General features: G+C 55.8%; 23 protein-coding genes and 2 pseudogenes. 20 read left to right on the top strand and 5 right to left on the bottom strand.

Going from position 1 to position 23,459, the window contains the following annotated elements; translation table 11 throughout:
- The first annotated feature begins 23 nt into the window (after positions 1-23).
- Entirely contained in the window at positions 24-221 is a 198-nt protein-coding gene (locus tag MU553_RS22115) for a hypothetical protein (protein WP_247381699.1), read from the top strand.
- A complete protein-coding gene (locus MU553_RS22110; protein WP_247381697.1) occupies positions 214-441 on the top strand; it encodes a hypothetical protein in 228 nt (75 codons plus the stop codon). The genes MU553_RS22115 and MU553_RS22110 overlap by 8 nt, the downstream gene beginning before the upstream one ends.
- A 140-nt stretch (positions 442-581) precedes the next feature.
- On the opposite strand, the gene MU553_RS22105 is transcribed toward MU553_RS22110, so the two are convergent.
- Together MU553_RS22105 and MU553_RS22100 are read right to left on the bottom strand one after the other, a co-directional pair.
- A complete protein-coding gene (locus tag MU553_RS22105) occupies positions 582-1,790 on the bottom strand; it encodes an RNA-guided endonuclease InsQ/TnpB family protein (RefSeq protein WP_247381696.1) in 1,209 nt (402 codons plus the stop codon).
- Between the two features lie 306 nt (positions 1,791-2,096).
- Positions 2,097-2,303 (bottom strand): hypothetical protein, encoded by a 207-nt coding sequence (locus MU553_RS22100; RefSeq protein WP_247381694.1) that lies wholly within the window; start codon positions 2,301-2,303, stop codon positions 2,097-2,099.
- 308 nt (positions 2,304-2,611) lie between these two features.
- Here MU553_RS22100 and MU553_RS22095 point away from each other — a divergent pair, with 308 nt between their 5' ends.
- The 7 genes and pseudogenes from MU553_RS22095 (at position 2,612) to MU553_RS22070 (ending at position 10,437) form a co-directional block, all read left to right on the top strand.
- A complete protein-coding gene (locus MU553_RS22095) occupies positions 2,612-3,934 on the top strand; it encodes a hypothetical protein (protein ID WP_247381693.1) in 1,323 nt (440 codons plus the stop codon).
- Positions 3,935-4,035: 101 nt separating this feature from the next.
- Positions 4,036-4,146 (top strand): annotated as a pseudogene (locus MU553_RS23920) (IS6 family transposase); the annotation flags it as partial.
- 164 nt (positions 4,147-4,310) lie between these two features.
- Complete coding sequence (locus tag MU553_RS22090) at positions 4,311-5,114, top strand: hypothetical protein (RefSeq protein ID WP_247381692.1); 804 nt, start codon at positions 4,311-4,313, stop codon at positions 5,112-5,114.
- Positions 5,115-5,332: 218 nt separating this feature from the next.
- Positions 5,333-5,926, top strand: coding sequence for a hypothetical protein (locus tag MU553_RS22085; RefSeq protein ID WP_247381691.1), 594 nt, complete (start codon positions 5,333-5,335; stop codon positions 5,924-5,926).
- Between the two features lie 1,294 nt (positions 5,927-7,220).
- Complete coding sequence (locus MU553_RS22080) at positions 7,221-7,628, top strand: hypothetical protein (protein ID WP_247381690.1); 408 nt, start codon at positions 7,221-7,223, stop codon at positions 7,626-7,628.
- Positions 7,629-8,588: 960 nt separating this feature from the next.
- Positions 8,589-9,539 carry a hypothetical protein gene (locus MU553_RS22075; protein ID WP_247381689.1) on the top strand — a complete coding sequence of 317 codons (951 nt, stop codon included), beginning with the start codon at positions 8,589-8,591 and terminating at the stop codon, positions 9,537-9,539.
- On the top strand, positions 9,529-10,437 hold the full coding sequence (locus MU553_RS22070) for a hypothetical protein (protein ID WP_247381688.1): 909 nt from the start codon (positions 9,529-9,531) through the stop codon (positions 10,435-10,437). The genes MU553_RS22075 and MU553_RS22070 overlap by 11 nt, the downstream gene beginning before the upstream one ends.
- 240 nt (positions 10,438-10,677) lie before the next feature.
- On the opposite strand, the gene MU553_RS22065 is transcribed toward MU553_RS22070, so the two are convergent.
- Positions 10,678-11,211: a hypothetical protein gene (locus tag MU553_RS22065; protein ID WP_247381687.1), complete on the bottom strand. Its 534-nt coding sequence runs from the start codon at positions 11,209-11,211 to the stop codon at positions 10,678-10,680.
- Between the two features lie 93 nt (positions 11,212-11,304).
- Positions 11,305-11,568, bottom strand: a complete 264-nt coding sequence (locus MU553_RS22060) for a HalOD1 output domain-containing protein (RefSeq protein ID WP_247381686.1) — start codon at positions 11,566-11,568, stop codon at positions 11,305-11,307.
- Positions 11,569-11,767: 199 nt separating this feature from the next.
- Between MU553_RS22060 and MU553_RS22055 the strand changes: the two genes are divergently transcribed.
- From MU553_RS22055 to MU553_RS22045, 3 genes and pseudogenes are all read left to right on the top strand, one after another.
- Entirely contained in the window at positions 11,768-12,295 is a 528-nt protein-coding gene (locus tag MU553_RS22055) for a hypothetical protein (protein ID WP_247381685.1), read from the top strand.
- A gap of 193 nt (positions 12,296-12,488) precedes the next feature.
- Positions 12,489-12,982: pseudogene (locus tag MU553_RS22050) on the top strand (DUF7995 family protein).
- Positions 12,983-12,988: 6 nt separating this feature from the next.
- Positions 12,989-13,354, top strand: a complete 366-nt coding sequence (locus tag MU553_RS22045; protein WP_247381683.1) for a zinc ribbon domain-containing protein — start codon at positions 12,989-12,991, stop codon at positions 13,352-13,354.
- A gap of 133 nt (positions 13,355-13,487) precedes the next feature.
- Here the strand turns inward: MU553_RS22045 and MU553_RS22040 are convergent, their stop codons facing one another.
- On the bottom strand, positions 13,488-14,852 hold the full coding sequence (locus MU553_RS22040) for a restriction endonuclease (protein WP_247381681.1): 1,365 nt from the start codon (positions 14,850-14,852) through the stop codon (positions 13,488-13,490).
- 1,005 nt (positions 14,853-15,857) lie between these two features.
- Between MU553_RS22040 and MU553_RS22035 the strand changes: the two genes are divergently transcribed.
- The 8 genes from MU553_RS22035 to MU553_RS22000 all read left to right on the top strand — a co-directional run bounded on the left by MU553_RS22035 (position 15,858) and on the right by MU553_RS22000 (position 23,273).
- Positions 15,858-17,147, top strand: coding sequence for an orc1/cdc6 family replication initiation protein (locus MU553_RS22035; protein WP_247381724.1), 1,290 nt, complete (start codon positions 15,858-15,860; stop codon positions 17,145-17,147).
- 1,067 nt (positions 17,148-18,214) lie between these two features.
- The gene (locus MU553_RS22030; protein ID WP_247381679.1) at positions 18,215-19,093 is read left to right on the top strand and encodes a ParA family protein; all 879 of its coding nucleotides are present in this window, start codon (positions 18,215-18,217) and stop codon (positions 19,091-19,093) included.
- Positions 19,093-19,524, top strand: coding sequence for a DUF7970 domain-containing protein (locus tag MU553_RS22025; RefSeq protein WP_247381677.1), 432 nt, complete (start codon positions 19,093-19,095; stop codon positions 19,522-19,524). Before MU553_RS22030 ends, MU553_RS22025 begins: the two co-directional genes overlap by 1 nt.
- A 382-nt stretch (positions 19,525-19,906) precedes the next feature.
- Positions 19,907-20,443, top strand: coding sequence for a MarR family transcriptional regulator (locus MU553_RS22020; protein ID WP_247381675.1), 537 nt, complete (start codon positions 19,907-19,909; stop codon positions 20,441-20,443).
- Positions 20,440-21,045 carry a PIN domain-containing protein gene (locus tag MU553_RS22015; RefSeq protein WP_247381672.1) on the top strand — a complete coding sequence of 202 codons (606 nt, stop codon included), beginning with the start codon at positions 20,440-20,442 and terminating at the stop codon, positions 21,043-21,045. Before MU553_RS22020 ends, MU553_RS22015 begins: the two co-directional genes overlap by 4 nt.
- A complete protein-coding gene (locus MU553_RS22010; protein ID WP_247381670.1) occupies positions 20,990-22,240 on the top strand; it encodes a tyrosine-type recombinase/integrase in 1,251 nt (416 codons plus the stop codon). Before MU553_RS22015 ends, MU553_RS22010 begins: the two co-directional genes overlap by 56 nt.
- A gap of 299 nt (positions 22,241-22,539) precedes the next feature.
- Complete coding sequence (locus MU553_RS22005) at positions 22,540-22,848, top strand: AbrB/MazE/SpoVT family DNA-binding domain-containing protein (RefSeq protein ID WP_282594425.1); 309 nt, start codon at positions 22,540-22,542, stop codon at positions 22,846-22,848.
- Positions 22,845-23,273, top strand: a complete 429-nt coding sequence (locus MU553_RS22000; protein WP_247381666.1) for a PIN domain-containing protein — start codon at positions 22,845-22,847, stop codon at positions 23,271-23,273. Before MU553_RS22005 ends, MU553_RS22000 begins: the two co-directional genes overlap by 4 nt.
- The last annotated feature ends 186 nt before the right edge of the window (positions 23,274-23,459 follow it).

Genomic DNA, 23,459 nt, shown 5'->3' with positions numbered 1-23,459 from the left:
CTCCTAGAGGAGTGGGGAGATCCATGAACAACAACACCGACAACCCAGATCGTACAGCCAACAGCGCCACCGTCGTCTTCCCACCGGGAGCCGACTGGCCGTTCATCGATCTGATCAAAGAGACCCTCGCCACCTCGGAGTTCATCGAAATCAGGGAAGTCGGCGGAGAGACGCCCGAAACGACGATGATAATCGCCAGACAGGAGGAAAGCAATGCCTGAGGACCGGGGGTTCATCGAGGTTCACGATATTGGACCAGACGATATTCCTACTCAGGGGGACGAGCTAGCCCCAGATCAGGCAGTCGAGATCGCCGCCAACATCCACGCTCTGCTCCGCGAAGACTACGGTCTGACCGACGTGACCGGCGTCGCGACGGTCGTGAATCCGCAAGCCCATAGCCACCTATACGAATCATGGGTAGAGCCAGCATATAGTTAACCAACAGAGTCATTTTTCCGGGTCACAAGTTGGTTAACGAGAATGTGAACCATGCCCAGTAAACTACCCTACCCTACTTCGCTCGGGGGCAATGGCCCCACTCGCTCGTTGAGGGTAGAGCTTTCGCGTGGACTCCCGTTCTACGCCTCAGATGAGGCGGGAAGGTCGTACTCTCCACTCACGTTCAACGTCCCGCGATTCAAGCGCACGTCTACGGGTGCGCCTCCGTCGTCTGCGTTTTGCCGACGCCGGAGATACTGCAAGCCGATGTTCTTGGAAGCGTTGTAGTCGGCGTGGTTCTGGTAGCCGCAATCCTGACACTCGAAGTCCTCGCCGTGGCGATTATCTTCGTGGGTAAATCCACAGGCCGAACACCGCTTCGAAGTGTTCCGTGGGTCCACTTGGACGGTTTCGACGCCCTGCTCTCTAGCTTTGTATTCGACGTACCCGTAGAGGCGACGGAACGCCCACAAATGGTGCCACGACGCCTGTGGCACGTTCTCACGAATGTCGGTCAAGTCCTCGAAGACGATATGCGAACAGTCGTGTTCGACGGCTTCGGCCACGATCTCGTTGGCGACACGATGCAGGAATATCTCGAAGCGTCCGTCCTCTTTCTGTTCGACCCCTTCTATCGCGTCGTGAGCCGCCCGTGTCCCGCACTGTTGGAGGTCACCACGCCGTTGTTCATACTCTCGCTTCCAGTGGTTAAACTCGTCTGCCGACCAGAACCGTCCGGTTGAAGCGACCGCAAGTTGATTCACACCGAGGTCCACACCGAGGACTGTTCTGTGCCCGGAGGTGGGTTCGGTGTCGTCGTCCTCTTTGAGCATCGACGCATGGAGATACCAGTGGCCATCGCGCCGATGGAGCGTTGCCCGCCGAAACTTGTAGTCCTCGTTGGCGACGTACTTTGTCGGCGGTATGTCGGCATCGTCGGGAAGAATGTAGTCACACTCAATACGCCCGTCCGGTGTCGATAGCGAAACGTGGTCACGGTGGAACGTGGCACTTCGCTTGTCGTAGATGGCGGTATCCGCCGTGAACGTCGGGCAGGACGTATTTTGGTCGTTTTTGAGACGTTCGACGCCGCTTTTGATGGATTCGACGGCTTGGCGAATCCCCTTTTGGACGAGATTCGCGGTCAACTCCGTGTCCTCGCGTAGCTGGTCGTACAGTGCATCTTCGGCCTTTGCTTTCGATGTGACGTGGTATCCGTCGTCACCATGCCAGCACCACTCGCTCGCTGTGTTGGCGCAGTATTTAAACTGATCGACAGTCTCCCGCAGGTGTGGATCCGTGCCTTCGGGCGTGTCGAGCTTTATAACGGCGGTACGACGGTATTCCACGATATTTTCACATATATGGTTATAGTCACTTAATGATTGGGAGTTGGTAGGCAACAGTCTGGCGGCTGGTCGGTACCGGGTCAGCTTCTGCTCACAGGCCGCAGGCCCGTTCGCACGGGCAGAGGGTTCTCCGATCCCTCGCTGTCCCCCCACCCTACTCGCGTGTGCTTTCGCCGGGGCCGGAAGCCCGGCGCTCCTTGAGGGTGGGGACTCCGCCTCGAATTAGGTGAGCCTGAGCCGCCTACCAGTCTGCCGAAATATCTTCGGGAGGGAACGCAAAAGCAGGACGCCGAGACGCTCCGAGAACTAGCGCGGTATGCCGAAGCACTGGCCAACTATCGCGAGGCCGAAGCTGCCCAAGAGATCCAGACCCAGGCTGTCTACGAAGTTCCCGACGAGTGGGACGACGACGAGTTCGACGACCAGGTCAGGAACGCTCGTAATAAAGCCGACCTGCCACGCTCGAAAGGCACCCTCACCACGAAGGAGATCAAGGACAACCGCTACATCCATTTGCAATGGCAGGAAGGCGATTCCATCAAATCGCAGTACGTCGCACCTGTCTCGCCGAGTAACTCAAACGGAGAGTGAGAAGGGGGCACCTCAATCTATCAGCGCTCAGTAGAGAGCACCTATTCAGCAAAACTGGCAATGTATACGCCGTTGCAAGGTTCCCGTGAGCCCAGGGGGTGAAGAGAGCCGACCTTGTTATCGAATGGCAGTTTGTCAAGATGGGTGTCGGCTTCATCCCGGACTTCAGGGGTCGGAGAATCCGCCTCGTCAGATGATGAATCGATTTGATATTTAAGAAGGAAGTCAATATGTCCGACACGATGTCAAAAGAAAGAGTGTCACGGCGTGAGTACTTGCTTGCTGCTGGCGCGGCTAGCATTACTGGTGTCGCTGGTTGCTCGTCAGGCGGTGACAACAGCACTGCGGGGGAGGGAACGACTGGAGCTGAGAACAGTACGACGACACCAGCGGTTGATCAGACCGGCGAAACACGCGTCTCGTCTGGAGAGACCCGCCTCACCGTTAATGAGGTGGTAGTCACGCAGACGCTGTATGCCATCGGCGACTACAGCAACACCGTAGTGAGTCCAGAAGACGGGAAACAATTCATCCTCCTTGACGTACAGGCCAGAAAACAAACCGAAAACGGCACAGTACCGGCGAGGACAGACTACCGACTTGAGTCTGAATCGGCTTCCTACAGCATCGACAACGTCGATGTCGAAAGTCTCAACCGACCTGTGAACGCCAGTTTATATCAGGTCGGTGGCGGGTTTACAGGCCCTGAGATCGGGAGTACGACCCGTGGGTGGTTGGTCTTCGAGATTCCTGCTGACACTTCTGCTGGGACGCTGCGGGTGCGTGAGATGCGAACACAGGATGACGAACCGGTGACCTGGAAGTTACAATTTGATAACGCAAAAACGGTCACATTTGCAGAAGAGATCCAATTCCCTGAAGAGGGTGAGGTAGGCACCACCGTTGAAGCCACGGTATCGGTCAAGAACACGGGCGGCCGGACTGGTAGATATACTACCGTAGTGACGTCCGACCTTCTTTCAGACAGCCGAACGCTTGAGTATACGCTTGAAGCGGGCGAAACCAGAGATGAGAAGCTCGAACTGGCTGTTGACGGATACTATCAGGGCAGTGCTGATCTTTCGGTCGGCTCAACAAATACTGAGACTATAGATATCGTTGCACCAGAGGTACAGTTGGGCGACACGTGGACAGGTCCACAAGGTATCGAGTATACAGTCTCAGACTTGGCGCTTACTCAATCACCAGTAGTCGAGGGGTTGGAGGTAGGCGATGATCAGCAGATAGCTGTCGCTAGATTCACTGCGACAAATTCAACGACAGATCAGCAAAGTCTCCCTGAGCGATGGGAAGAGCCATTGACGATCGTAGTGGGAGACCAGACTTATACGAACATCGGGGGGCGTTCAGTCGACGGGTTGGAACTTACATCACCGGTGGAGGGGACTAGTTATCCCCGGGTTGTGTTGTCCGGTGACCCTGGGGAAGAAGAGTCAGGAATTATGATATTTTACCTGCCTGCTTCTGTTTCGAGGAGTGATATTGAGATTAGATTATCTTATAACGGAATTCGGACTGTCTGGACACTCTAGCCTCGTGACTGGTCTAACAGGGCCAAAACGGCCGTTCTAGTTCAGAGAGTTTGAGGAGCGAAGAAATCATAACAAGAGCTAGTTCTGAGACTCGGAGCCCTATTAGAGAGAGGTTAGACGTAGATTTTGAGGCGGTTTGGGAGAACAAGCGCACCTCAACACCCGTGCGGGTGTTCGGGGCGCGACTTAATTCGATGGGGCAGTCAGTGCGGTTCTCGCACAGCTCCGCTACTGTACATGTACGCTGTATTATTCCATCCAAAGTCAGCTGTTGATCGATCTAGATCTGAGAGAGCCTGACCAGAGCTGCCGTGTCGGTTTATTCTCCCGAAGCGGGTGAGGGAGCGTCCCACTGTGGGCGTTCCGCGACCACAGCATGTCAACCGACGACACCACCACCGCCAGTAGCGACGCGAGCGAGCAGACAACACCTGACGTCGAAACTTGTGCGTTCTGTGAGACGAGCCTCGAACGCGGGTCGCAACACACCTCAAATAACCGGATGGCGATCCTCTGGACCTGCCCTGAGTGCAAAGTCGGCGCACTCGCGACGGTCGAGCACTCTGGTCCCCCAAGCGACCGATGTCAAGACCGTCTCGATCACGCCCAGTCCAACGCCGTGACGGGCCTCTCAGTGTACCGCGTCGCCGCTTTCATCACCGACGGTCTCCCCACCGGCGAGTACACGATCGAACGCACTGACGAACACGAGTTCGTCATCCAGCCGCCCGAGACTGCCTCGCAGTGGGATGTGCTCCGGCTCGTCGATCGACTCTCGATTGGCCCGCTCTCGGCCGAGACGGTTGCCGGTCACGTCCGTGTCGAGGACGCCCGCTGGAGTGGGTCGGCAGACGCGATGGCCGATGGCGGCGTCATGCAAGCCCGGGTCGCAGACAGCGAGATGGAGGACTCCGACGAGGATCCCTTCGCCGTCGAAGACGACGACGAACCACGGACCGAGCGCGCAAAAACCGAGGACATGGACGTCTCGTTCCTCGAAAAGCCAGGCAAGTACGAGGTCCATTCGGCCTCGGACAGCTACTACGAGGTCGACGTGATTGCCGAAGAGTGCAGCTGTCCCGACGAGCGCGTTGATCGGTGTAAGCACATCCGCCGGGTCGATATTGAGATCCGGGCAGGCCTGGTGCCCCGCCCCGACGGAAAGTTGCCTGAACACTGAGGACTCGGCTGTCGCCTCCCCAGACGTCCGCGACGAGTCACAGCCGCAATCGCTCGTCGCGTTCAGGGCGCGTATCTGAACACACCGACTTTCGAGTGAAAGTCCCAGAGAGAACGCCTCATTCCCGTGGTTAGAGGGTTTTTCAGATCGAACACGGGGTGTCGACCGCGGTTTGTTTGCCCCGAGGGAACTGGAGGGATGGTCCCTCCTGACCCACGATGACAACAGACTCCAGTGCAGAGATGCTCGACGCCGAATCGGTTTTCGACCAGTCCAGCGAACCCACCACCGGGGCGTTGCCGACAGTGACAGTGGTCGCAACCGGCCCAGCAACGTTTTCGCGTCAGATCTGCCCAGACGACGAGGCCGAGATCGTTGCTACCCACGAGGTCAGTGAGGTGGCTATCGAGCACGAAATCAACACCGCAGACGCGTTCGAACAAGTCCTCGATCCACAATTCAAGGGTCGGGGACCAACGCTCTGCAAAAACACGATCGTCGACTGGGTGCTCGATGAACACGCGATGGACGGCTACGTTCGCGCCGGCGGCCCAGAGGCCTGGTCGCTCACCATCGAAGGTACTGTCGAGGACTGGAAAGAACTCGGATTGGCGATGGAACCAGAGGGGAATCTCCACCGGAAAGGCGGGCGTATCGAGACAGTTTGCTGGAACCTGCGGGACCTCGCGTCAGATGGATTCTCCAACGACAGCGCCGTTCTGGCCGCGCTCGATCTGATCGAGCACCACGACATCGACTGTTCATGGTCACTGTTCACCGACCTTCTCATCGAGGAGGAAAGCGACGAATAACCCGCCCGTCGCTCTCCTGTGGGTGACCGAGGACGCGACTGTTACGACGCCGGACGGTGATATTTCCCCCTAGGCAATCGGGGTCTCCGAGCTGTCCGAACACAACGGAGAGAGAATTCGGCGCGCGTTGACGCCGGGACGATATACATCCCAAAAAGCGATATCGAACTGATTATCGACCTTATCCACAGTTTCGGAGGATGGACGAAAACTCGGGTCAATTACTGTTATTCCGTGTCTATAATAGCGTAGAAATGACCGTGCAAGCGGATTTCGGGAATAGAATTCAGATATATTCCAATATTCGAGCAGGTTTCGGCCTCGAACGAGAGTGTTGCCACTCAGGAAGTTCAGACCTGGCAGACGGTTCCGTCTAATCAGGCGGGATGAGTTCTCCACAGACCAATTCGTCGCATTCCCCAGCCGTCAGAACCGGTGTATTGATCACTCTGCTCGGCATCCGTAGTTATCGAAACGATCGTGTTGCCGTCCCGACGGCAGTGCTCGTTGGACTTGGGGTTATGGGGGCCACGTTCGGCCTGAATCTCGACCAGCGATCAGGACTCGCGACACGACTGCTTTTGACAATTCTGTTCAGTGGTGGGACGTGGGGTCTCCTTACTATGGATGGCGTGAAATAACGGCATACAGAGACAATCATCTCCAATTGAGCGAGCGGGCTTCTGTGATAGATGCGCATGTGCAGTAAGCACCAGATTTGCTGCCCGTCCGGTCACTACAGTGTGTCAAGAGAGCAATCTCGAATAGTAAGTTCGGAGGCCCAGGCCTCGTGGTCATGATTGGTCTTAGCCTACGGGGTCCGCGAGCGTCCGATCACACCCGACGTGGTTCATCAACCGCGAGATGGCTATCACCTGGCTGCGGGCGAATCGGTCGGCTCGTCACACCCGGAACGGACGCCGATTTCTCCCTTGATGTCCGTCCCGTGTCCTTTTGGCCGGCGTAACTGAAAGTGAGTCCCCTCACCAGTAATGTCGACAGAAATAACTTATATCTCGGTTATACTTTAGGGAGTATGTCCCCTCCACTTTCACGACGAAGATTTTTTGTGGGAATTCCTCTGGTAGGACTGAGTCTTTCGGGCTGTCAACGACCAGACCAATCTGATAATAACACAAACCGTACTGTCTCTGAAACGCCTAATACACAGACAATGACCCCGGTTCCACGTTCCAAGTTTTCATTCGACTGGAGTGGGGCCCTTCTTCACCGAGCAGACGAATCACACCCTCCTCAAATCAGGCTCAAATTGAGCAATTCCGCCGATTTCCCAGTGGAGCTTGAGTTTGGGCCGACACCACCGTTCTCGTCGGCAGTGTCTGATAGCTCAGGGTCTTCCGATCAGCTGTTCCTCTATCATCCAGAGATGGGGTCAAATACACCTCCATCAACTCCTGTTGATGGCTGTTGGCAACTGGAATCTGACCATGGGAGAATATTGATAAACGATGTTGCCAAGATACCAAATCTTGGGCCAGGGGATACTGTCAGTAACAAATACGAGATCTACAATATGCCCGAGAACGGGGCGTGTTTCCCAGATGGGAAATACGTCTTCGAGAGTTGGGCGTTACTCCCCCAATCAGACTATCCGTATCTGAAGCTCCGGTTCGTAGTAACTATAGAACGAAACAAGCTAGAGTCAATATCGACAAAGGAACCGGTAATCGAGGGAAGATAATTCAACAGCTGAATATCATAGATTCGGCTACCTAAACCCGGTCGACGTCGGGAGTGCTGGACAGCCGGCCGGGGGAACTGCTCGGTATGCAGGTCTATTGAGCAGTTCCAGATCACGTCCGGTTCTTGGGCAAGGCCGGTCAGCACAGGTTTTTCAATAAGTACTCCAACTGCTGATCGTTGAATTTGAAGTCCTGATAGTAGTACTGCTACCCAATACCATAAGTAGCGACATTACTTATGAATCGTATAGAAAACACGCATCAGGAAATAATTATTCGCCTACCTACCACACAATAGTGTTAAAAGATAGATTGCCAAACTCATTTAATTCTAGCCAACGATTCGGGATTATCGCATGCCTGGTGATCGTGACCAGTCTTCTAGTGCCCTGGCGGTATCACGTTGGTGTCGGTCACAGAACCGTGATTGGCCTTCATGAACAGTATGGCCTCTGGCTGGCACTCCTGGCGGTGGTCGCCGGAATTGCAGTCCTCCGTGTGACATGGCGTCCTCTTTTGATTGGTCTGTTCAGTCTCGTCGGGTTCGCGAACTCCTACGTCGCGGTGACGGCCTATGACAAAATCCATGGAGTGACGCAAACGCGCATGGCCTCATGGATGGAACCAGGTTTTGGTATCTATCTATTCGGTTTTGGAACAGTCCTCGTGTTCCTCACTGTGCTCGAATTGATTCTTGAAACAGACGATCCATCTCTACCAAGTTTCGGACCCAGTAGATAGACATGTTCAGTACGCACACACATTGAGCAGTCGATTCACTGCCGATCACAGTGTAAGAAAGGCACACATCACTACGCATCCTCCGAGGTTGTGCCTTACCGACCTGTAATTCCGCCCCATCCACATCGACGACATTGAGTAACGCAGGTCACTGCGACAGATTTGTTTTCCGTCACTGAGGCGGAGGTATATAGGTGATTACGAGCAACGCTCCGGTAATGGACGATCGTGACGACCCGATGGAGCCGCGTGGCGTCGTTTACGACGACCTGCAGCGTGACAGTACCAGCAGCCGTGGCAACTATCCCGACGACATGAGTGCAGACCGCCGGACCTGTCCATCCTGCTCGCGAACAGTCCCACCACACCAGACTCAGTGTGAGTTCTGCGCCGAACACGGGATTCGGTCACCGAACGCTGCACAGGGCTCCCCAGCCGACGATGAGTGGTCCTTCGGACGGGTCGTCCTCTCGATTGTCCCCGCAGACACGGAATACATGGCCCAGGCCCTCGGTGCAGCCGCGTTTTCGCTCGCAGCAACAACCGATCTCGCCCCTGGCTGTCGAGACGCCGAGGTCAAGCCCGTGGGAGCATTCGAAACGGCGCCAGCGGAGCATCTCACTGCTGGCTGGGGTGACCTGGTCGACAGCGTCGAGACCGACACTGACACCGGCCACCGTCTGCTCGACACAGCCAGTGAGCAAACGGACTGGACTGCCGAGCAGCCACTGGCGCACCTGTTCACGGAAGACGGCACTGCGATTATGTCCCGGAGCGAGGTCCGAGACCTCCGTGAAGAAATCAGTGCAGCCGACGAGCAGTTCTGGGTCGTTCCCGGGGTTGTCAAGCGATACGACTCGACGTTGCCAGTGATTCCAGACGCGCCAACGCGCCAGTTGCAGTGTCGCGAGTGTCACGGGGACACCGAACACCGGTTTACCGGGCGATCGACGACGCGAGACAGTGGGTGGCCGGTCTGGGTCTGTACCGAGTGTCATCAGCCACGATTTGGCCGTGAACCTGACGGGACGCAGTTCGCCAGCGTGAGCGATCCTTTCGGTAATCTCGATCATTGGACCCCTGCGGATACCCACCAGCGTGTACTGACAGCCTATTTCGAGAGACACGGTCACTATCCGTGGGAGACACCAGTTGGCAATGAGGACTGACGAAGACTTCCTTGCGCGACTTCGGACGGTCACGAAGAATGCTGTAACTGACTATCGGTCGGACTTTCCAGATGCAGCTCCCATTCCAGAGACACGCACAACGGAGGTTGGTGAGGAGACTGCCAGTACAGAAGCAGTGTATGAGCGATTCGATGTCCTCACGACCTTCTACGATGGTCTTTTTGAAGTCGATTCAACCTCCGTTCGCAGCACATGGCAAAGCAACCTGGTGTACGATTGCTCCCGCAAAGAGTTGCTATCGCTGCTCTCCCCAAACCTCCTCAAGTCATTCCCCGTAACGGGCCGATATAGCCCGGATACGGGGATGATCGGCGTGAGCACCAGTCCGACCTCTTCGGCCAGAGCGTCCTCCCTTCTGGCATCGGAACTTGCCCATGCCTACCAGGATCAGTTTGATTCACCAACGTGGGACCATCCGTATTTAAGAGAGGGGTTTGAGCAAGCCGTCGCTATCAAAGCTCAGGAACATCTTGCTGCCCAATACTCTCATGACCGCTTGGACCATCTGGCGGTCAGGAACCGTGTCCAGACGCTCGTCGAGGGGTATATCACCCATGCTCTTCGGAATGGAAGAGTAGTGCCAGAGATGCTGTCCGAACTGGGTCTTACCAGTGAAGAGGTGTCGGTTCTGCGGGAAAATCTGCCCTGGCGGTTGCTGAGGGTCCTTTCACCACGATATGAATGGTCGGACGTGAAGATCGCACCGGACTATATGCTGTTTGGGTCACTTCTCCTCGTGAGTGAAACGGCTGGTATTGACGAGACGTTCTCTCGAGCGTTTCATGGGACTCATCCCTGGGAGGAACAGATCAACAGTATTCAGGAGATCGAAGCTGGAGTCCACCGGATTATACCCTGGGGAGTGCCAGTCAGATAGAGCCGTTACCAGCGGACAGGAGAACTGTATGATAGAGCGCTTCCCACGGAATTCTTGAATAGGGTACGAATGCAGCACCAGTTCTGATCAGGATTAAACCAGTCACAGAGTGGTCCGTAGAGAGAATCTTTTAAAACAAGATGTTCGGGAAGGTCACATCTTACGCTGAGTTCTTGGCTTACGATATGTGGTACTCACCGATGAAGATGGGGCCGCGTTTTCAACAGTCTAGCTGGCGGTTCACTCATTTCTATGAACGCGCGCGTTGACGCCAGACACAACCCTCGCAAGGAAGCCATCTAGCCAGCGATGCAGCCACAGCCCTGTGGCTAGCGCAGGATAGCCGATGACCATCGGAAGCACACCAAGGGATGCAGTACAGTTCCGCCCAGTCGTTTTCACCGCCTGGATCGCCGGTGACCCGATATTTGGCGAAGAGTAGCCTTGGGAGTACCACATCCACCCGAATTCCAGCGTAGGGACGGTGGGTGCGGCGATGCTGCCTCCCCCTGTCTCGCAGACGGCTCTCATTGTCAGTGTCGCCACCCCGAGGAGAATGAAGCCGCTTGCTGTTAATATCGCAGCGTCGTCACCCCACCTCCCTCGGCGTGCTCGCCAGATGACGACCAAAGCGGCTCCCGTCATGAGTCCGATGAACCACAACGGCGGGTACGCGAGCGGATGTGTCCCCTCCGCTGGAGAGGTAACAAGCAAGTACAGATACGCATACAGCACCGCAATCTGGGCGGCAATCAGGACGGTGAGCAACCCCATGACTGCAGTCGCCCGTAACAGGACTGAAGACTGGCTTTGCAACGTTGATCGTTCATCTGTCATACGAACAGGTGGAAGAGGCGATCATCTCTCCTACTCCTGAGCGACGATTCTGACGGTCCCATCCACTTGGATCCGAACACTGTATCCGTGATACTGAAAGGAGACTGGTTCGAGGCCCTCGAATTCTGGGGTTGATTCAAACAACTGGTCACACAGATCAGACTCAAGCGTCTCATAGAGCGGCGGGAGATTCAACGGCGACACATCTTCGCGGCGAGCGATTTCTGTGATGACCGTTTCACCGAGGGTCACTCGTTCGTTGGCAACCGCTGTCGTCTTGGAGTTAGCCATCATATCGGATGGTTATCATCCCCTAATATAGTTCTTTTGACAATAAATGCGAGGGTATCTCCAGTTATAATTAGTGAAAGGTGTCATACAACAGTTTACATAGCCGTTCGTCGCTCCCCCGATCCGCTCAGTAGAGGAGCCATAGTGAGCCTCATGACTATGGAAAAGGAATATAATCGCTCTGTTCACACAACTGACTAGAATGCGAGAATGGATCACTCCTCGCCTCAAAATAGCAGTCGTGGCTGCCTGTATTCTCGCTCTTGGTGGTTTCTATCTAACTGGCAATTATCTCTATAGTCCATGTCAAGATACTCTAGCGTTTTCAGCCCCTGTAGTAGACATGAATGTTTCATACGAATCTTCGACTGGCGCAATCGATGTGACGTACCACTCGGGAGATGAATTGACGGCCGAACTGACGGAGGGTCTCTCACTTGTCATCCTTGATTCAGAGACTGATGCTAAATCTACGTATTCACTTGCAAACTCATCGGCTGATTTCCCAATCACCCCTGGCAGGACGTTCCATCTCACGAATGCCACCGTCAACAATCAGCCACTGACACTAGGTGATGAAATCGTCGTTGTCCTGCACACGCATGAAACGCCGCTTCCAGGCTACTGTCGAAACAGTCGAACGGACAATACCTTGCGATTCGGAACAGGGAGGATAACTGTCGAGCAAGGCGACGTGGCGCAAAATGTATCGACAACAACTGCTCAATAAGCAGATACAGTGAGCATCGCTGCTGGCTGTGACCAATTCTATGAAACGCTATGCATCAAGATAATAGCCTGTTGTCCACTTGACTTGCCAATTGGAGGTGATGGCAGTTTTGTCTACGCCGGCAAAAGTGCCGGCGCATCATGGGTAGGTAATCGAACTGGACCCGCCGCGTCGGTGCTAAGAGGTGTTCAAAATGCATATGCTCATTTATGCACTCGTAGAGGCATCGACCCAGAAAGAGGCATTGGCCTCTGGAAAAGCAGTGTTCGACCGACTTGTGGGTGCGGACACACACTCCTGCACAGTGTTTGATTACTACGCGACATTCGATAAAAAAAAGACACGACAGTAGCCGGGAAGGCACGGTGGGACAATCTCCCGACCGCGTCGTCCATTGGTTCGGACGATGGCCAGGAATTGCTCAACCGAGGGTGGAAGGCCACGAAAAACGAATTCGAGCGCAACCTCCAGCGGGTGAAAGAGGCACTTGACGAGCTTTCCACCGAGGAGATCATGCGCGACGAGAACCTTGCCCACCACGCGTTCCATCAGGTTGGAGCGTACGATGGGCCGACGATCTTCCTGTATACCGAACACGCAACCGGAATTCGACATCGAGAACAGTTGAACCGAGTCCTTGAGGAGAGTGAGGATCTCTGGATAGTACCCGCCGATGTCCACGTCTGATCAACCATGCCACGACTCACTAATTGGCGGCGAGAGAGTCGTACCCCCACACTCGCATATCGAAATACGGAGACCGGTGCTCGAGCCATCCTGCATCGGGCCCCGGACTCTTACCGGTTCAAATGGCGCGGGGTGATCCTCGTTGACGGCTATCTGATCTGGTCTCGTGGTTTCGAGACGAAGGAAGCAACCACGTTCCGGGATGAACTCCGTGACAGACCAGCGCCCGAGTTGTGCTGTCCCGAATGTTCGAACGACGACGTCCGTGTCGGTGAAAAGTCCGCTGACGGCGCGAAAGTACAGCGATGGTTCGACTGCCCCGACTGTGGCTACGGAGCACCTTCGCGAATCATTTACGGCAACGAGCGCTGAATGATTACTCCGCATTCCCCCGCTGGGATGACCCGGCCGACGAGGCCTTCGAACGGGCGAGCTGGCAGTTCCACGGGTCGCTGGAGAATGCCCTCGCAGAACTTGTTGCGGAACCAGCGTGAGCAGTGACAGGTCAGATGATGCCAGCGGTCACGAGCAGGCCGACAATGACCAGTAGCATCGCGACCAGACCGCCCCCGACCAGGGGCGTATTCTCCATCGCCTTCTCGTGGATCGGCATCTCGGTATACTCCTCCCGAAACGCGTCGAGGTTATCCTCGTCATAGAAGTACTTCGTCTTCAGTGCGAACCGGTCGGTGACCGCACAGCCCGTACAGACCGGCTCCTGCTCGAGCCGTTCGGTCTTGATGTGGCTGGAACAAGCGATCGCCCCACAGTTCGGACAGTAACTGTAGGTCTCGTCGACGCCGCTCGTCTCGCAGTGCACACAGCTGTGGATGCCATCCTCGCTCGTCACTCGTGACGGACCCGCAGCGAAATACTCGTAGGAATAGGAGTAGTTCCGCAACTCCGTCGTGTGGCAAACTTCGGGCAAATACACCGGCTCGATCGACTGTACGGAAATATCCGAAAGATTCGGCTCACAGGTCTTGTTGTACGTGACGTTGTTGTCTCCAGTATAGGTGACCGTCGTCGTGTGGTAGTCCTGGAGCCTATCGACGGCCCACTCCTTGTACTCCGTCTGCGTCTGACCGAATCTCTGTTCGTCGACCGCATCGAACACCTCCGCGAACCGCTCCACGTCGAGGTCCACCGTCGCGTGGAGATTCTCTGTGACAAGCGACGCAACGTCGTCGTCGGCTAGCTGGGGCTGCCCGCGTTCAGCGTGGACAACAAATTGCGTCCGCTCGTTGATTCGATGGATGACACCGACAGACGTCTCGAAGACGGCGTTCGTGTCGGCGGTGACTGCGACCACCGGCCGAAACGTCACCTGCGAGTGAGGCGCTGGGAGGTCAGCAGCCCCGATGTTCTCGATATCGCGGAACGCCTCCTGGACGGGTGCGTCGACGTCGGCTGCCGGGTCGTAGGGGCGTAGCGTTTCGTCGCAGAGGATCTCGATGCGGCCGTTGTAGAGGTCCAGCCCGATTTCGTCGGCGATCTCCCGGAGGTCCTCGCCGTCCAGCAACTCGATGGGATGCGGATCGTCGTTCTGCTGGAGGCGGTCGGCGTATTCCTGAGCGGGGTTCGTGAACCGACCGGTCGTGACCACCATCCCACGTTTCGGGCCGTCGAAGTCGAACGTCGCGATCGCCGAGTGGAGCTTCTGGACGACCGGCCGTCCGACCGTTCCCGTATGCTTGCACTCCACGATGATCGCGCGCCGGGTGCCGTCGACGACCTCCTCCATGATGACGTCGCGACCCTCGTCGGCGGTTCGGTCGGCCTGGCGGACGTTCTCGTACCCGAGGTTGCGGAACACGTCCTCCATCACGTCCTCGAACTCGAACCCCGAGAGATCGTCCAAGACAGCCATTCTGAATTAATTGGACAGTTCGTTGCAACTGTCAAATACGTTTCCGAACGCAGCTCCGTCCTATTTGTCGAACCCCTGAGAGGGGCGGGGATCACCGAACCGCCCGCGAACAATGAATGAACGAGAATGTACCTGTAGCCAGTTCGGAATCGACGCTAGTAGCATCGCCCGCACAGGCCCACCGAGGCACAGTGGAGGACAGCGGCTTCCGAGTCAACAACCGAACCACCGTCCTGAACCTCGTCGGCGCATCCCTCGATATCCTCGTTGACTGCCTCGTTGTGGGGGGATTCCACAGCCCTACAGAAGAGGGTTTGTGGTTAACCAACAGAACTGAGATAATACCATAATGTGTTGGTTAAAGATTCAGTCACCAATGAGCCACCCATACCTCCATCAGAACTCCTGCTAAAGTCATCAACACGCCACGGAGATTCACCCATGTTACTTGAGTAGCCCTCCCCACGTTCGAAGTCCAAAATCGGCGAGAAACACCATAACACGTGGAATAAGGAGAGTTTTGCACATCGATGATGGGGAGGGAATTAACCCTGGGACTTATACTCCGATTGCGGTGTGTGCAATCCACGGTTTACACATCGATGGTGGGGGGTTGGGATGAATTGTGATTGAGGGAAGGTGTGAGATTAGGTTAGATTTTGAAAGGGGGTGCGTTACACATCGATGACGGGGGGCCTGTGAAAGTTATACTTCGGTGCAGGTGCGTTCTTTTAGAGTCTAAATCAGGCAAATACTAACCCTACATCCGACGTATCTGGCGGATAAACATCGATGGAGGTGTATCTTTTTAGTGCTTCGGTGAACAGCAATCGTATGGCCGATAAGAATCCGACTGACGGGGATCAATCAACACTCGATGGCGGGGGGCAGTCGGCTTGTGATGAAGAACAGCGGGAAGTTTCGGCTGCAGAGGCTGCTGGTGAGGAGCTATCCAGAGCGGATGAACCCTCTCCTGAAGACAGTGGCCAACGGTCAATTCGGGACATGCTCGACGACGAGGGGGAGACATCGGTGTTCGTCAATCGTGATCTCGTCGAGCCAGACACGATAATCGATGAGGAACGAATCGTCGGCCGTGATGATCAGCTTGAATCAGTCGTCTCGTTTCTGAAGCCAACACTCCAGGGGAACCGGCCCCCGAATATGCTGCTGTACGGTCCTGCTGGAACGGGAAAGTCACTCATCATCGGCGCAGTCACACAGCAGATCATCGAACTCTGTCAGTCGAAGGGCGAACGCTTCGGCGTCGTCGATATCAACTGCCAGCCGATCAATACGCTCGATCAAGCAGTCTACGAACTCGTCCAGACCGTCGCGAAAGATGTGGGTGCTGAGGTCGGCGTCCCTGAAACGGGAGTCTCGACGAAGCAGAAGTACAGACGGTTGTACGAACTCATCAACGACCACTACGACTCGGTCATTTTCATCCTCGACGAAATCGATCTGCTTGTTGGGCGCCGCAGCAACGACGAGCCCGCCTACTCGAAGCTACTCTATCAGTTGTCGCGGGCAAGTAACACGGACGAGATCGAAGGCCGTGTCTCGGTCGCCGCATTGACGAATGATCCGAAGTTCATGGAGGACATCGACGGTCGGGCCGAGAGTTCGTTCAACCCTCGCGACGTCTATTTTCCGGACTACGATGCGAATCAGCTGCGTGAAATCCTCGATAATCGTCGCGATGCCTTTCGTCAAGACGCGCTCGAAGATGACGTGATTCCGCTCGTGGCGGCGTTCGCAGCGCAAAGCCACGGCGACGCACGGAAGGCAATCGATCTGTTCCGTGGTGCTGGCGATCTAGCGGATGAGCGTGGTGATGGGAGAGTCACTGAGGACCACGTTCGAGAATCCCAGGAAGAAATCGACAAGGATCGCTCGCTCAAACTCGTGGAGGGACTGACCACCCAAAAGAAGATCTCACTGTACGCGACCGCGGCTGTCGCGAGTCACTCGGGTCGGACAGGGAGTTCTGTGCCGAGTCCAGTTGGGTTCAAAGTTTACCAGTGGGTAACAGATGAACTCGATGCTGATCAGATGACTCGCGAGACGTACGTCAAATACGTCAAAGAGCTCTCCACCTATGGCTTGATTTCTACCTCCCGGAAAAGCCGAGGTCGGGGCGGCGGGATGTACATGGAATTTACCTTCACGGGCGATCCCGAGGCAATGATGAAGCGGATCGTTGACGACACCCGTCTTGAGGGGATCGCCGAGCAGGAAGAACTACTTCGCTCAATCGTCAACGCGCAGCTCAAAGACTTCCACGAACAGTAATAGCAAGTTCAGTTATGTGCATACTACCGTCCCCTCCCCCCGTCATCGAAGTGTAAATCAGGGAGGTGAGATAGGCGAGAATGAGAAAGCACTCAGAAGCGGTAGCTAGCGATTCGATATGGTGTGTCCAGAGAGTCTCTGTAGACTAGAAAGCAGAAAGAAGGTCTCTTCGTTGCACCCACCCCCCGTCATCGAAGTGTAAATCCTGGAGATGTAGGGTGGTGCTCTATTTGAGGAGAGAAACAAGAGAGAGTTATTCGTCAGTAGAGAGGCTGAACACAGCCATTGAGAGACCATTTTCAGATCCTATGATAGACAACGTTACTATTCGGTTAGTCGAAGACATTTTTCTCCTAACACTCGCACTTACGCTAGTGCGGATTTGATTTATACGCTTACTACATAAAACTTCGTCAGACAATAGTGATTGCTTATGAGAATATAGCATCAGTCGTTAAAACGAGTGTGACACTCTCTACGACGCTATTCGTGGATTCAGACCCTAATGTCGATCTCACCCCCTTCCCTCATCATGGTTTTACACATCGATGACGGGGGGAGGGGGTGGCATCTCGAACTAACTCTTCGCTGACCAGTCTGGTTTCGTCACCTGTCTCTCGTGAGCTCGACCCTCATCTTTCGGAGCTTTGGTTGTTGTATTGGATCAAGAGGTCTTTCGATCACGTAATCTGGTTTCTTCTCAGAAGAGAATCGATCGTCCGGTATCTCTCTTGAATGTCAATCTTCGATAGATCTAGTTTCACTCGAATCATCGTTATTAGATACCGTTTGTCCAGCGAGAAGACCCAGCGAACTGGAGTGGCTGGTTCGGTCACTTGGACGACTCGACTACCTTTACTAACTGGCTCATTCAGCTAATCGGTGTAGCTCAGTTATAGAGTTGGTCTGATTATCTTAGCGGATCTGCTCACCCAATTAGCTATGCAACTCAGCTATACTATTCCGCTACCCTCTTTAGCTAAACTACTTAGCTGAGCTGATTGGCTGAGTTACTTAGCTATACCGTCTGACTTAGCTTTATAGTTGAGTACGCGAACATGTCGTATATGCTGGCCTACACAACGTATTCCGAAGCAGGTGGCGTGGCAAAAACCACGACCGCTGCAAACCTCGCTGTCGCGCACGCACGAGCAGGTCTGGATGTCCTTGTGGTGCCGCTCGACCCGCAGGATGCTGATCTCAGCCATCTGTTCGGGGTCGACGATAATCGTGCCGCAGACGGTGCGGACAACCTCGTCCGGCATATCGTCAACAGGCCAAAAGGTGCGTTTGAAGACCTCATCGTCGAGGCCGAACATGGCGTCGATATCATCCCCGAACACAACATGCTCGCGAACCTGGGGCAGTATCTCCGCCGGGAGAAACAACAAGCCGAAGATATGGGTGAGGCCTTCGGAATGCACTCGCAGCTCCGACGGGTGCTCAGAGACGCCAAGGTCAACGAAGACTACGATATCCTCATTTGTGACCCGCCAGCCACTGAAGGGCCGCACCTCTACAATGCGATCGACGCGACGCGGACGCTGGTCATCCCGATCCGTCCGTCACCAAAGGGCCGGACGTCAGTTCAGGGGCTGTCGTCGGTTGTCAGTGGTCTAGAGGAAAACCTCAATGCAGAGATCGGTGTCCTCGCAGCCGTGCCGAACGGGTTCAAAGATACGGCGAGTCAGACACGGGTTCTGGAGGATCTCGACTACCCGACGCCAGAGGTCATCCGAGAGCGGTCATCATTGATGGATGGCTGCTGGGAAGAGCAGTGTTCAGCGTTCACCTACGTCCGAGACCATCGCGACAGAGAGCGGGACTACGAGATCGACACGCTTGCGAAATTCGACCGATTGGCCCGCTATCTCGAATCAGAAGCGGGAATTGATGCTCCGGAGCCGCCCGAGCCTGGCGCGCTCGAATCGGAGGTGCGTGCATAATGGGGATGAAAGAGGGCCTTGGTGATGACCCATTCGCTGACGATACGGCCGAGTCAACTTCAGAATCTAGCGCTACCAATTCAGTGAAGGCCGATACCGGTGGCCAGTCTGCAAACACAGACGTTGAGCAGGCCGATACTCGGTCCGATGTGAATCCGACAGACACAGCGTCCGAATCAACGGGAAGTCGAACGCTCCCGTACATCTACAAGCGGGATGCGGTCAAGGATGGCCGCAGTCAACGGCCGGTGTTCCTTCGCGATTACAACGAAGACCGCATCCCCGAGCTTACCGACGCGGTCGAGGACGATCTTGGTGAGAGCGTTCCCAAAACAGACGTCTTGGAGGCTGCCCTGGAGACTGCAATTGAGAACCCAGAGATGGTGGCTGCAACGCTCCGAACCGACCGGTATGGGTATGACTGGGAGTGAGTCTGTCCGAGCATAATAGCACTATCTGGCCTGTTGTGAGCCAATGTTGATGTGAAAGCAGACTGCCTGGAATTCTGTATAGCGGTAATTGATTTATGAATTTGTGTATGTGCGGGATTCTGTGAGTAGAACTTTTGAGATACCATAATCTGGACGAATCGACGTTGGATACAAGTGGTCGTGATTACCCCAATAATCATGACCACTTTGAAGTGCCCCGCTGCCGTCTGGTACGCACGAATGCTGTACCCGGCTCAGAACGGTGCTTCCCCCAGGGTAGAGCCGCTGGATGCGACTGACTCTATGCAGATATTGGATCGATTGCAAGTTCCGCTCGATCGACGAAAGCTTAATCACGAATTATCTATAATTCATAACCAAGATGGCCCACTCCCCTCCCCGGTCAGGTCGACCACCCATTCAGCAGCTTCAGACGGTCGCCGACCTCCTGGACAACCCGGCACTCGCTCGGCTATACGCCCACATCTTACAACACGGCCCAGTCACCGTGTCCGAGCTCGTCGACACGCTCGACATCCCACAGGGGACCGCCTATGACTATGTGCAGAACCTCGAAACAGCCGACTTAGTGGAGAAAGCCCGTGATCAACGCCCGTACAAATACGATGCTGAGTCCATTGCACTTACGCTCTCGACGGACGGCGAAACCCAGACGATCACGCCGGCACTTATCGCCGCCGTTGCCCGCCGCGACGAGGACGAGGACATCGACGTCTACATTGAGCGCCATGGGCTTGACGGCCTTGCTGACGCCCTCGAATACGCGTACGAGTACGTCGATGGCACCGTCAACCATCGGATTGCCGCCCGGGAACTTGCCCTCTCACCGCTTGAAGCCGAGATCATTCTCCAAGCTCTCGAACCGGTCGCTACTGAATATTCCGGCGCTACTGCATGACGACGGTCTATATCGCCGATACCGGCGTCTTCGTCCGCTGTGGTGGCCCGGACAGAGACAAGTTTCAACGACTCCGTCGAGCAATTCGACAGGCAGATATCTCGTTACGTGTCCCCCAGCGCGTCTACGAAGAACTCGGGGGCGATCCAGCGGCAGACGCATACCCTTCGGGAAACATTCCCTATCCCGATGGATTCGAGGAAGGATGGATCGTCGTCGCCGACGAACTGGATTACACCAATCCGCTCGTCTCGACAGTGATGGACGAGGCACGACGGTTCATCGCCAACGAGACGGATCGCGACGAGGACATCACCGAAAAAGCGGACACGGCACTCGTGGGGCTTGCTGCACAGGTGCTCGATACTGGGCAGGCAGACCACGTTGTTCTCTTGACGACCGACAAACCAGCGGGACGGGCGGCCGAGACACTCCTCCCTCAACACGGCTTCAGCGACCGAATCGAATTCCGGTACGTCAGTGTCGCGTATCTCGAGACGATCACGGCCAACGAGTTTCGATTACGCGGCCCCGAGGTGAAGGCCGATGAGCGACGATCGTGCTGTTTCCCGTCCCGAAAGCGCCCTCGACGACAGCTTTGAGCGCTACCTCCAGGACAAGGGGAAAGGCCGTGGAGGCGACGGCGGGAATTACCGACGCAATGCGGCGCGCGAGCTCGAACGATTTGCTGAGTGGGCTACTGGCGACCGCGGTCGCGACGACTGGACAGGTATTACTCCCGACGACGTCGACCGGGAACCCGTGTTTGCGGACCTTGACGAGCGCGTGTTTCGCGAGTACGCCCGCCACCTCGCCGGTGATCGTGGGCTCAAGCAGAACACTGTACAAACCTATTATCGCTATATCTCTGCGTGGTGCGGGTGGTGCGTCAACGAGGGGTACCTCGAAGCACACTACGCCCAGCGAGCGAGCGCGACGGCGCCGCTCCCCGAGGACGACGGTCGGAAACCCGGCGACCAGCAGGCTTGGACGTCCGAACAGCGCCATACGCTCACTCGTCACGTCAACGAGGAGGCCCGCACCGCTATCGAGGCGTTCACGACGCTCCCAGCGGATACAGACGCTCAGGACCGGCAGCGAGCACGGTACAAGGCCCTGAAAGCCGCGCGTGACCGGGCGCTTGTGTTCGTACTCGCGTATACGGCTGTCCGCGTTGGCGAACTGCTCCGGGACCCGAACGACCCGCGCCGGCGTGGCGTCCGCTGGGAAGAGATATCGCTCGAGGACGGCAGTATGGACGTTTACCGGAAGAAACAGCAGTGGGACGCAGCCAGCCTGCCTGATCCGGTGATTTCGCCACTCCGGAGTTACCGGAGACTCATGGATCCGCCGACTGAGCGCTGGCCGGTGTTCCCGACGTTCGACCAGCGCACGCTTGCGACACTGGTGCAGGATGGACTGGCGGATCGAGGAACACGTCCGGATACAATCGACGAGCGACGTGAGGAATACGCTCGCGACCTCTTGTTGGCGCTCGACGCGGACTTCCGACCGCCGTCGGTCACAACGGACGGTGCACGGTCGATCCTCCAGCGACTCTCTGATGCAGCGGAGATCGATATCAACCACCAGAAGCACGACTATCTTGCTCCCCATGGCGGGCGACGAGGAATGGGTGAGGTGCTCGTCCGCGCGTTCGGGTATACCGTTGCAGCCCGTTATCTCGACAACTCGGAGGAGATGGTTCGTGAGCGCTATTCGCACATTGAGGCTGGTGAGCTAGGCGACGTTGCGACGGAGGCGCTCGAAGAGGTCGATAGTCTCGTCCAGCAGTAGATTCTTCTGACTTTGACGAGGACTGTCTGGTGACGTCTGCGCTTGTGCGCTGGTTTGTTCGTTCCTAGGTCGGGGGAGGACTCGATTGTGAGTACTGACGACACAATGACTAGAAAACAGGCTGACAAGCAATCTCCGACCCAGATCGAAGCCATCGCGGAGCAACACCGACACGCACAGGAGTCAGGCAAGGTGTTCGATGGGGGAACTGCGGGACAGCTCTGACTCCAGAGGTTGCTTCATAGACAGTCCGCAACACCCTTTTGTATTACTGACTCGAAGTAATACACTAAGAAAGTATGAGTAAATCAGAGTCTGAAAAAGTGGTGTCTGTCTCGTCACGGGGCCAGGCGACGATCCCCAAGGAGTTCCGAGAGCACCTAGGTATCGACACACCGGGACGGGTGAAGTTCGTCCAGACAGAGGAGGGCGAGATCGTCGTCCGTCCCATTCAGTCCGTTACAGACCTGCGTGGGGTCTTGGAAGGCAAGACCGACGAGCAGGATCGCTCGGCAGTCGAGCGGCTTCGGGACGAACGCAAACAGGACAAAGCCAGCGAAGAAAAGTTGCGCCAGCGCTACGGCAGTGATGATGAGGATGATGCATGACAGATGGGGACGCCCTTCCTGAGACGGTCATCTTTGACACCGAACCACTTGTTGCGTACTTCTGTAACGAACCAGGGAGTAACACCGTCGAAGCGTACCTTGAAGCCGTCGAAGGGGCGGCCGAGGGGTACATCTCTGCGATCAATCTCGCTGAAATCCATTATATCGTCCGTGCCATTGATGGAGAGGAACGTGCGGATGCTGTCGTCGATATCCTCGAAGAGAGCGGCATCCGGCGCGTCGATACCGAACAAACGTGGCCCATGGCTGCTGATTTCAAGTTTCGCTACTCTCCGGCGCTCGGCGATGCATTTGCACTTGCGACCGCGGCCCACGTCGACGGGACACTTCTCGTCGGTGCCGACGACGATTATGACGATGTGACGGATGTTCAGATTGTCCGGTTCCGAACGAACCCAGCGTAATTTTGCAATACCAGCGGAAGATATCGCAGAGACGTCTCTGTTGTTAGTACTGGTCCTATGCTGTCTGTTTGTCTTCACCGAGGCGGGTGAGGCAACCGATCATGAGTACCGACGATGCAACAACTGGAGAACAGGCCGACAAACAATCTCCGACCCCAAGTGGAGAGATCGCGGAGCAGCATCGAC

It is taken from the genome of Halorientalis brevis (assembly GCF_023077655.1).
This window is presented reverse-complemented; position numbering and strand designations above follow the sequence as displayed.

Coding starts and splice junctions, on each gene's coding strand:
- MU553_RS22115 (WP_247381699.1), top strand. CDS start 24: ATGAACAACAACACCGACAACCCAGATCGTACAGCCAACAGCGCCACC.
- MU553_RS22110 (WP_247381697.1), top strand. CDS start 214: ATGCCTGAGGACCGGGGGTTCATCGAGGTTCACGATATTGGACCAGAC.
- MU553_RS22100 (WP_247381694.1), bottom strand. CDS start 2,303: ATGGATGTAGCGGTTGTCCTTGATCTCCTTCGTGGTGAGGGTGCCTTT.
- MU553_RS22095 (WP_247381693.1), top strand. CDS start 2,612: ATGTCCGACACGATGTCAAAAGAAAGAGTGTCACGGCGTGAGTACTTG.
- MU553_RS22090 (WP_247381692.1), top strand. CDS start 4,311: ATGTCAACCGACGACACCACCACCGCCAGTAGCGACGCGAGCGAGCAG.
- MU553_RS22085 (WP_247381691.1), top strand. CDS start 5,333: ATGACAACAGACTCCAGTGCAGAGATGCTCGACGCCGAATCGGTTTTC.
- MU553_RS22075 (WP_247381689.1), top strand. CDS start 8,589: ATGGACGATCGTGACGACCCGATGGAGCCGCGTGGCGTCGTTTACGAC.
- MU553_RS22070 (WP_247381688.1), top strand. CDS start 9,529: ATGAGGACTGACGAAGACTTCCTTGCGCGACTTCGGACGGTCACGAAG.
- MU553_RS22065 (WP_247381687.1), bottom strand. CDS start 11,211: ATGGGGTTGCTCACCGTCCTGATTGCCGCCCAGATTGCGGTGCTGTAT.
- MU553_RS22060 (WP_247381686.1), bottom strand. CDS start 11,568: ATGATGGCTAACTCCAAGACGACAGCGGTTGCCAACGAACGAGTGACC.
- MU553_RS22055 (WP_247381685.1), top strand. CDS start 11,768: ATGCGAGAATGGATCACTCCTCGCCTCAAAATAGCAGTCGTGGCTGCC.
- MU553_RS22045 (WP_247381683.1), top strand. CDS start 12,989: ATGCCACGACTCACTAATTGGCGGCGAGAGAGTCGTACCCCCACACTC.
- MU553_RS22040 (WP_247381681.1), bottom strand. CDS start 14,852: ATGGCTGTCTTGGACGATCTCTCGGGGTTCGAGTTCGAGGACGTGATG.
- MU553_RS22035 (WP_247381724.1), top strand. CDS start 15,858: ATGCTCGACGACGAGGGGGAGACATCGGTGTTCGTCAATCGTGATCTC.
- MU553_RS22030 (WP_247381679.1), top strand. CDS start 18,215: ATGCTGGCCTACACAACGTATTCCGAAGCAGGTGGCGTGGCAAAAACC.
- MU553_RS22025 (WP_247381677.1), top strand. CDS start 19,093: ATGGGGATGAAAGAGGGCCTTGGTGATGACCCATTCGCTGACGATACG.
- MU553_RS22020 (WP_247381675.1), top strand. CDS start 19,907: ATGGCCCACTCCCCTCCCCGGTCAGGTCGACCACCCATTCAGCAGCTT.
- MU553_RS22015 (WP_247381672.1), top strand. CDS start 20,440: ATGACGACGGTCTATATCGCCGATACCGGCGTCTTCGTCCGCTGTGGT.
- MU553_RS22010 (WP_247381670.1), top strand. CDS start 20,990: ATGAGCGACGATCGTGCTGTTTCCCGTCCCGAAAGCGCCCTCGACGAC.
- MU553_RS22005 (WP_282594425.1), top strand. CDS start 22,540: ATGAGTAAATCAGAGTCTGAAAAAGTGGTGTCTGTCTCGTCACGGGGC.
- MU553_RS22000 (WP_247381666.1), top strand. CDS start 22,845: ATGACAGATGGGGACGCCCTTCCTGAGACGGTCATCTTTGACACCGAA.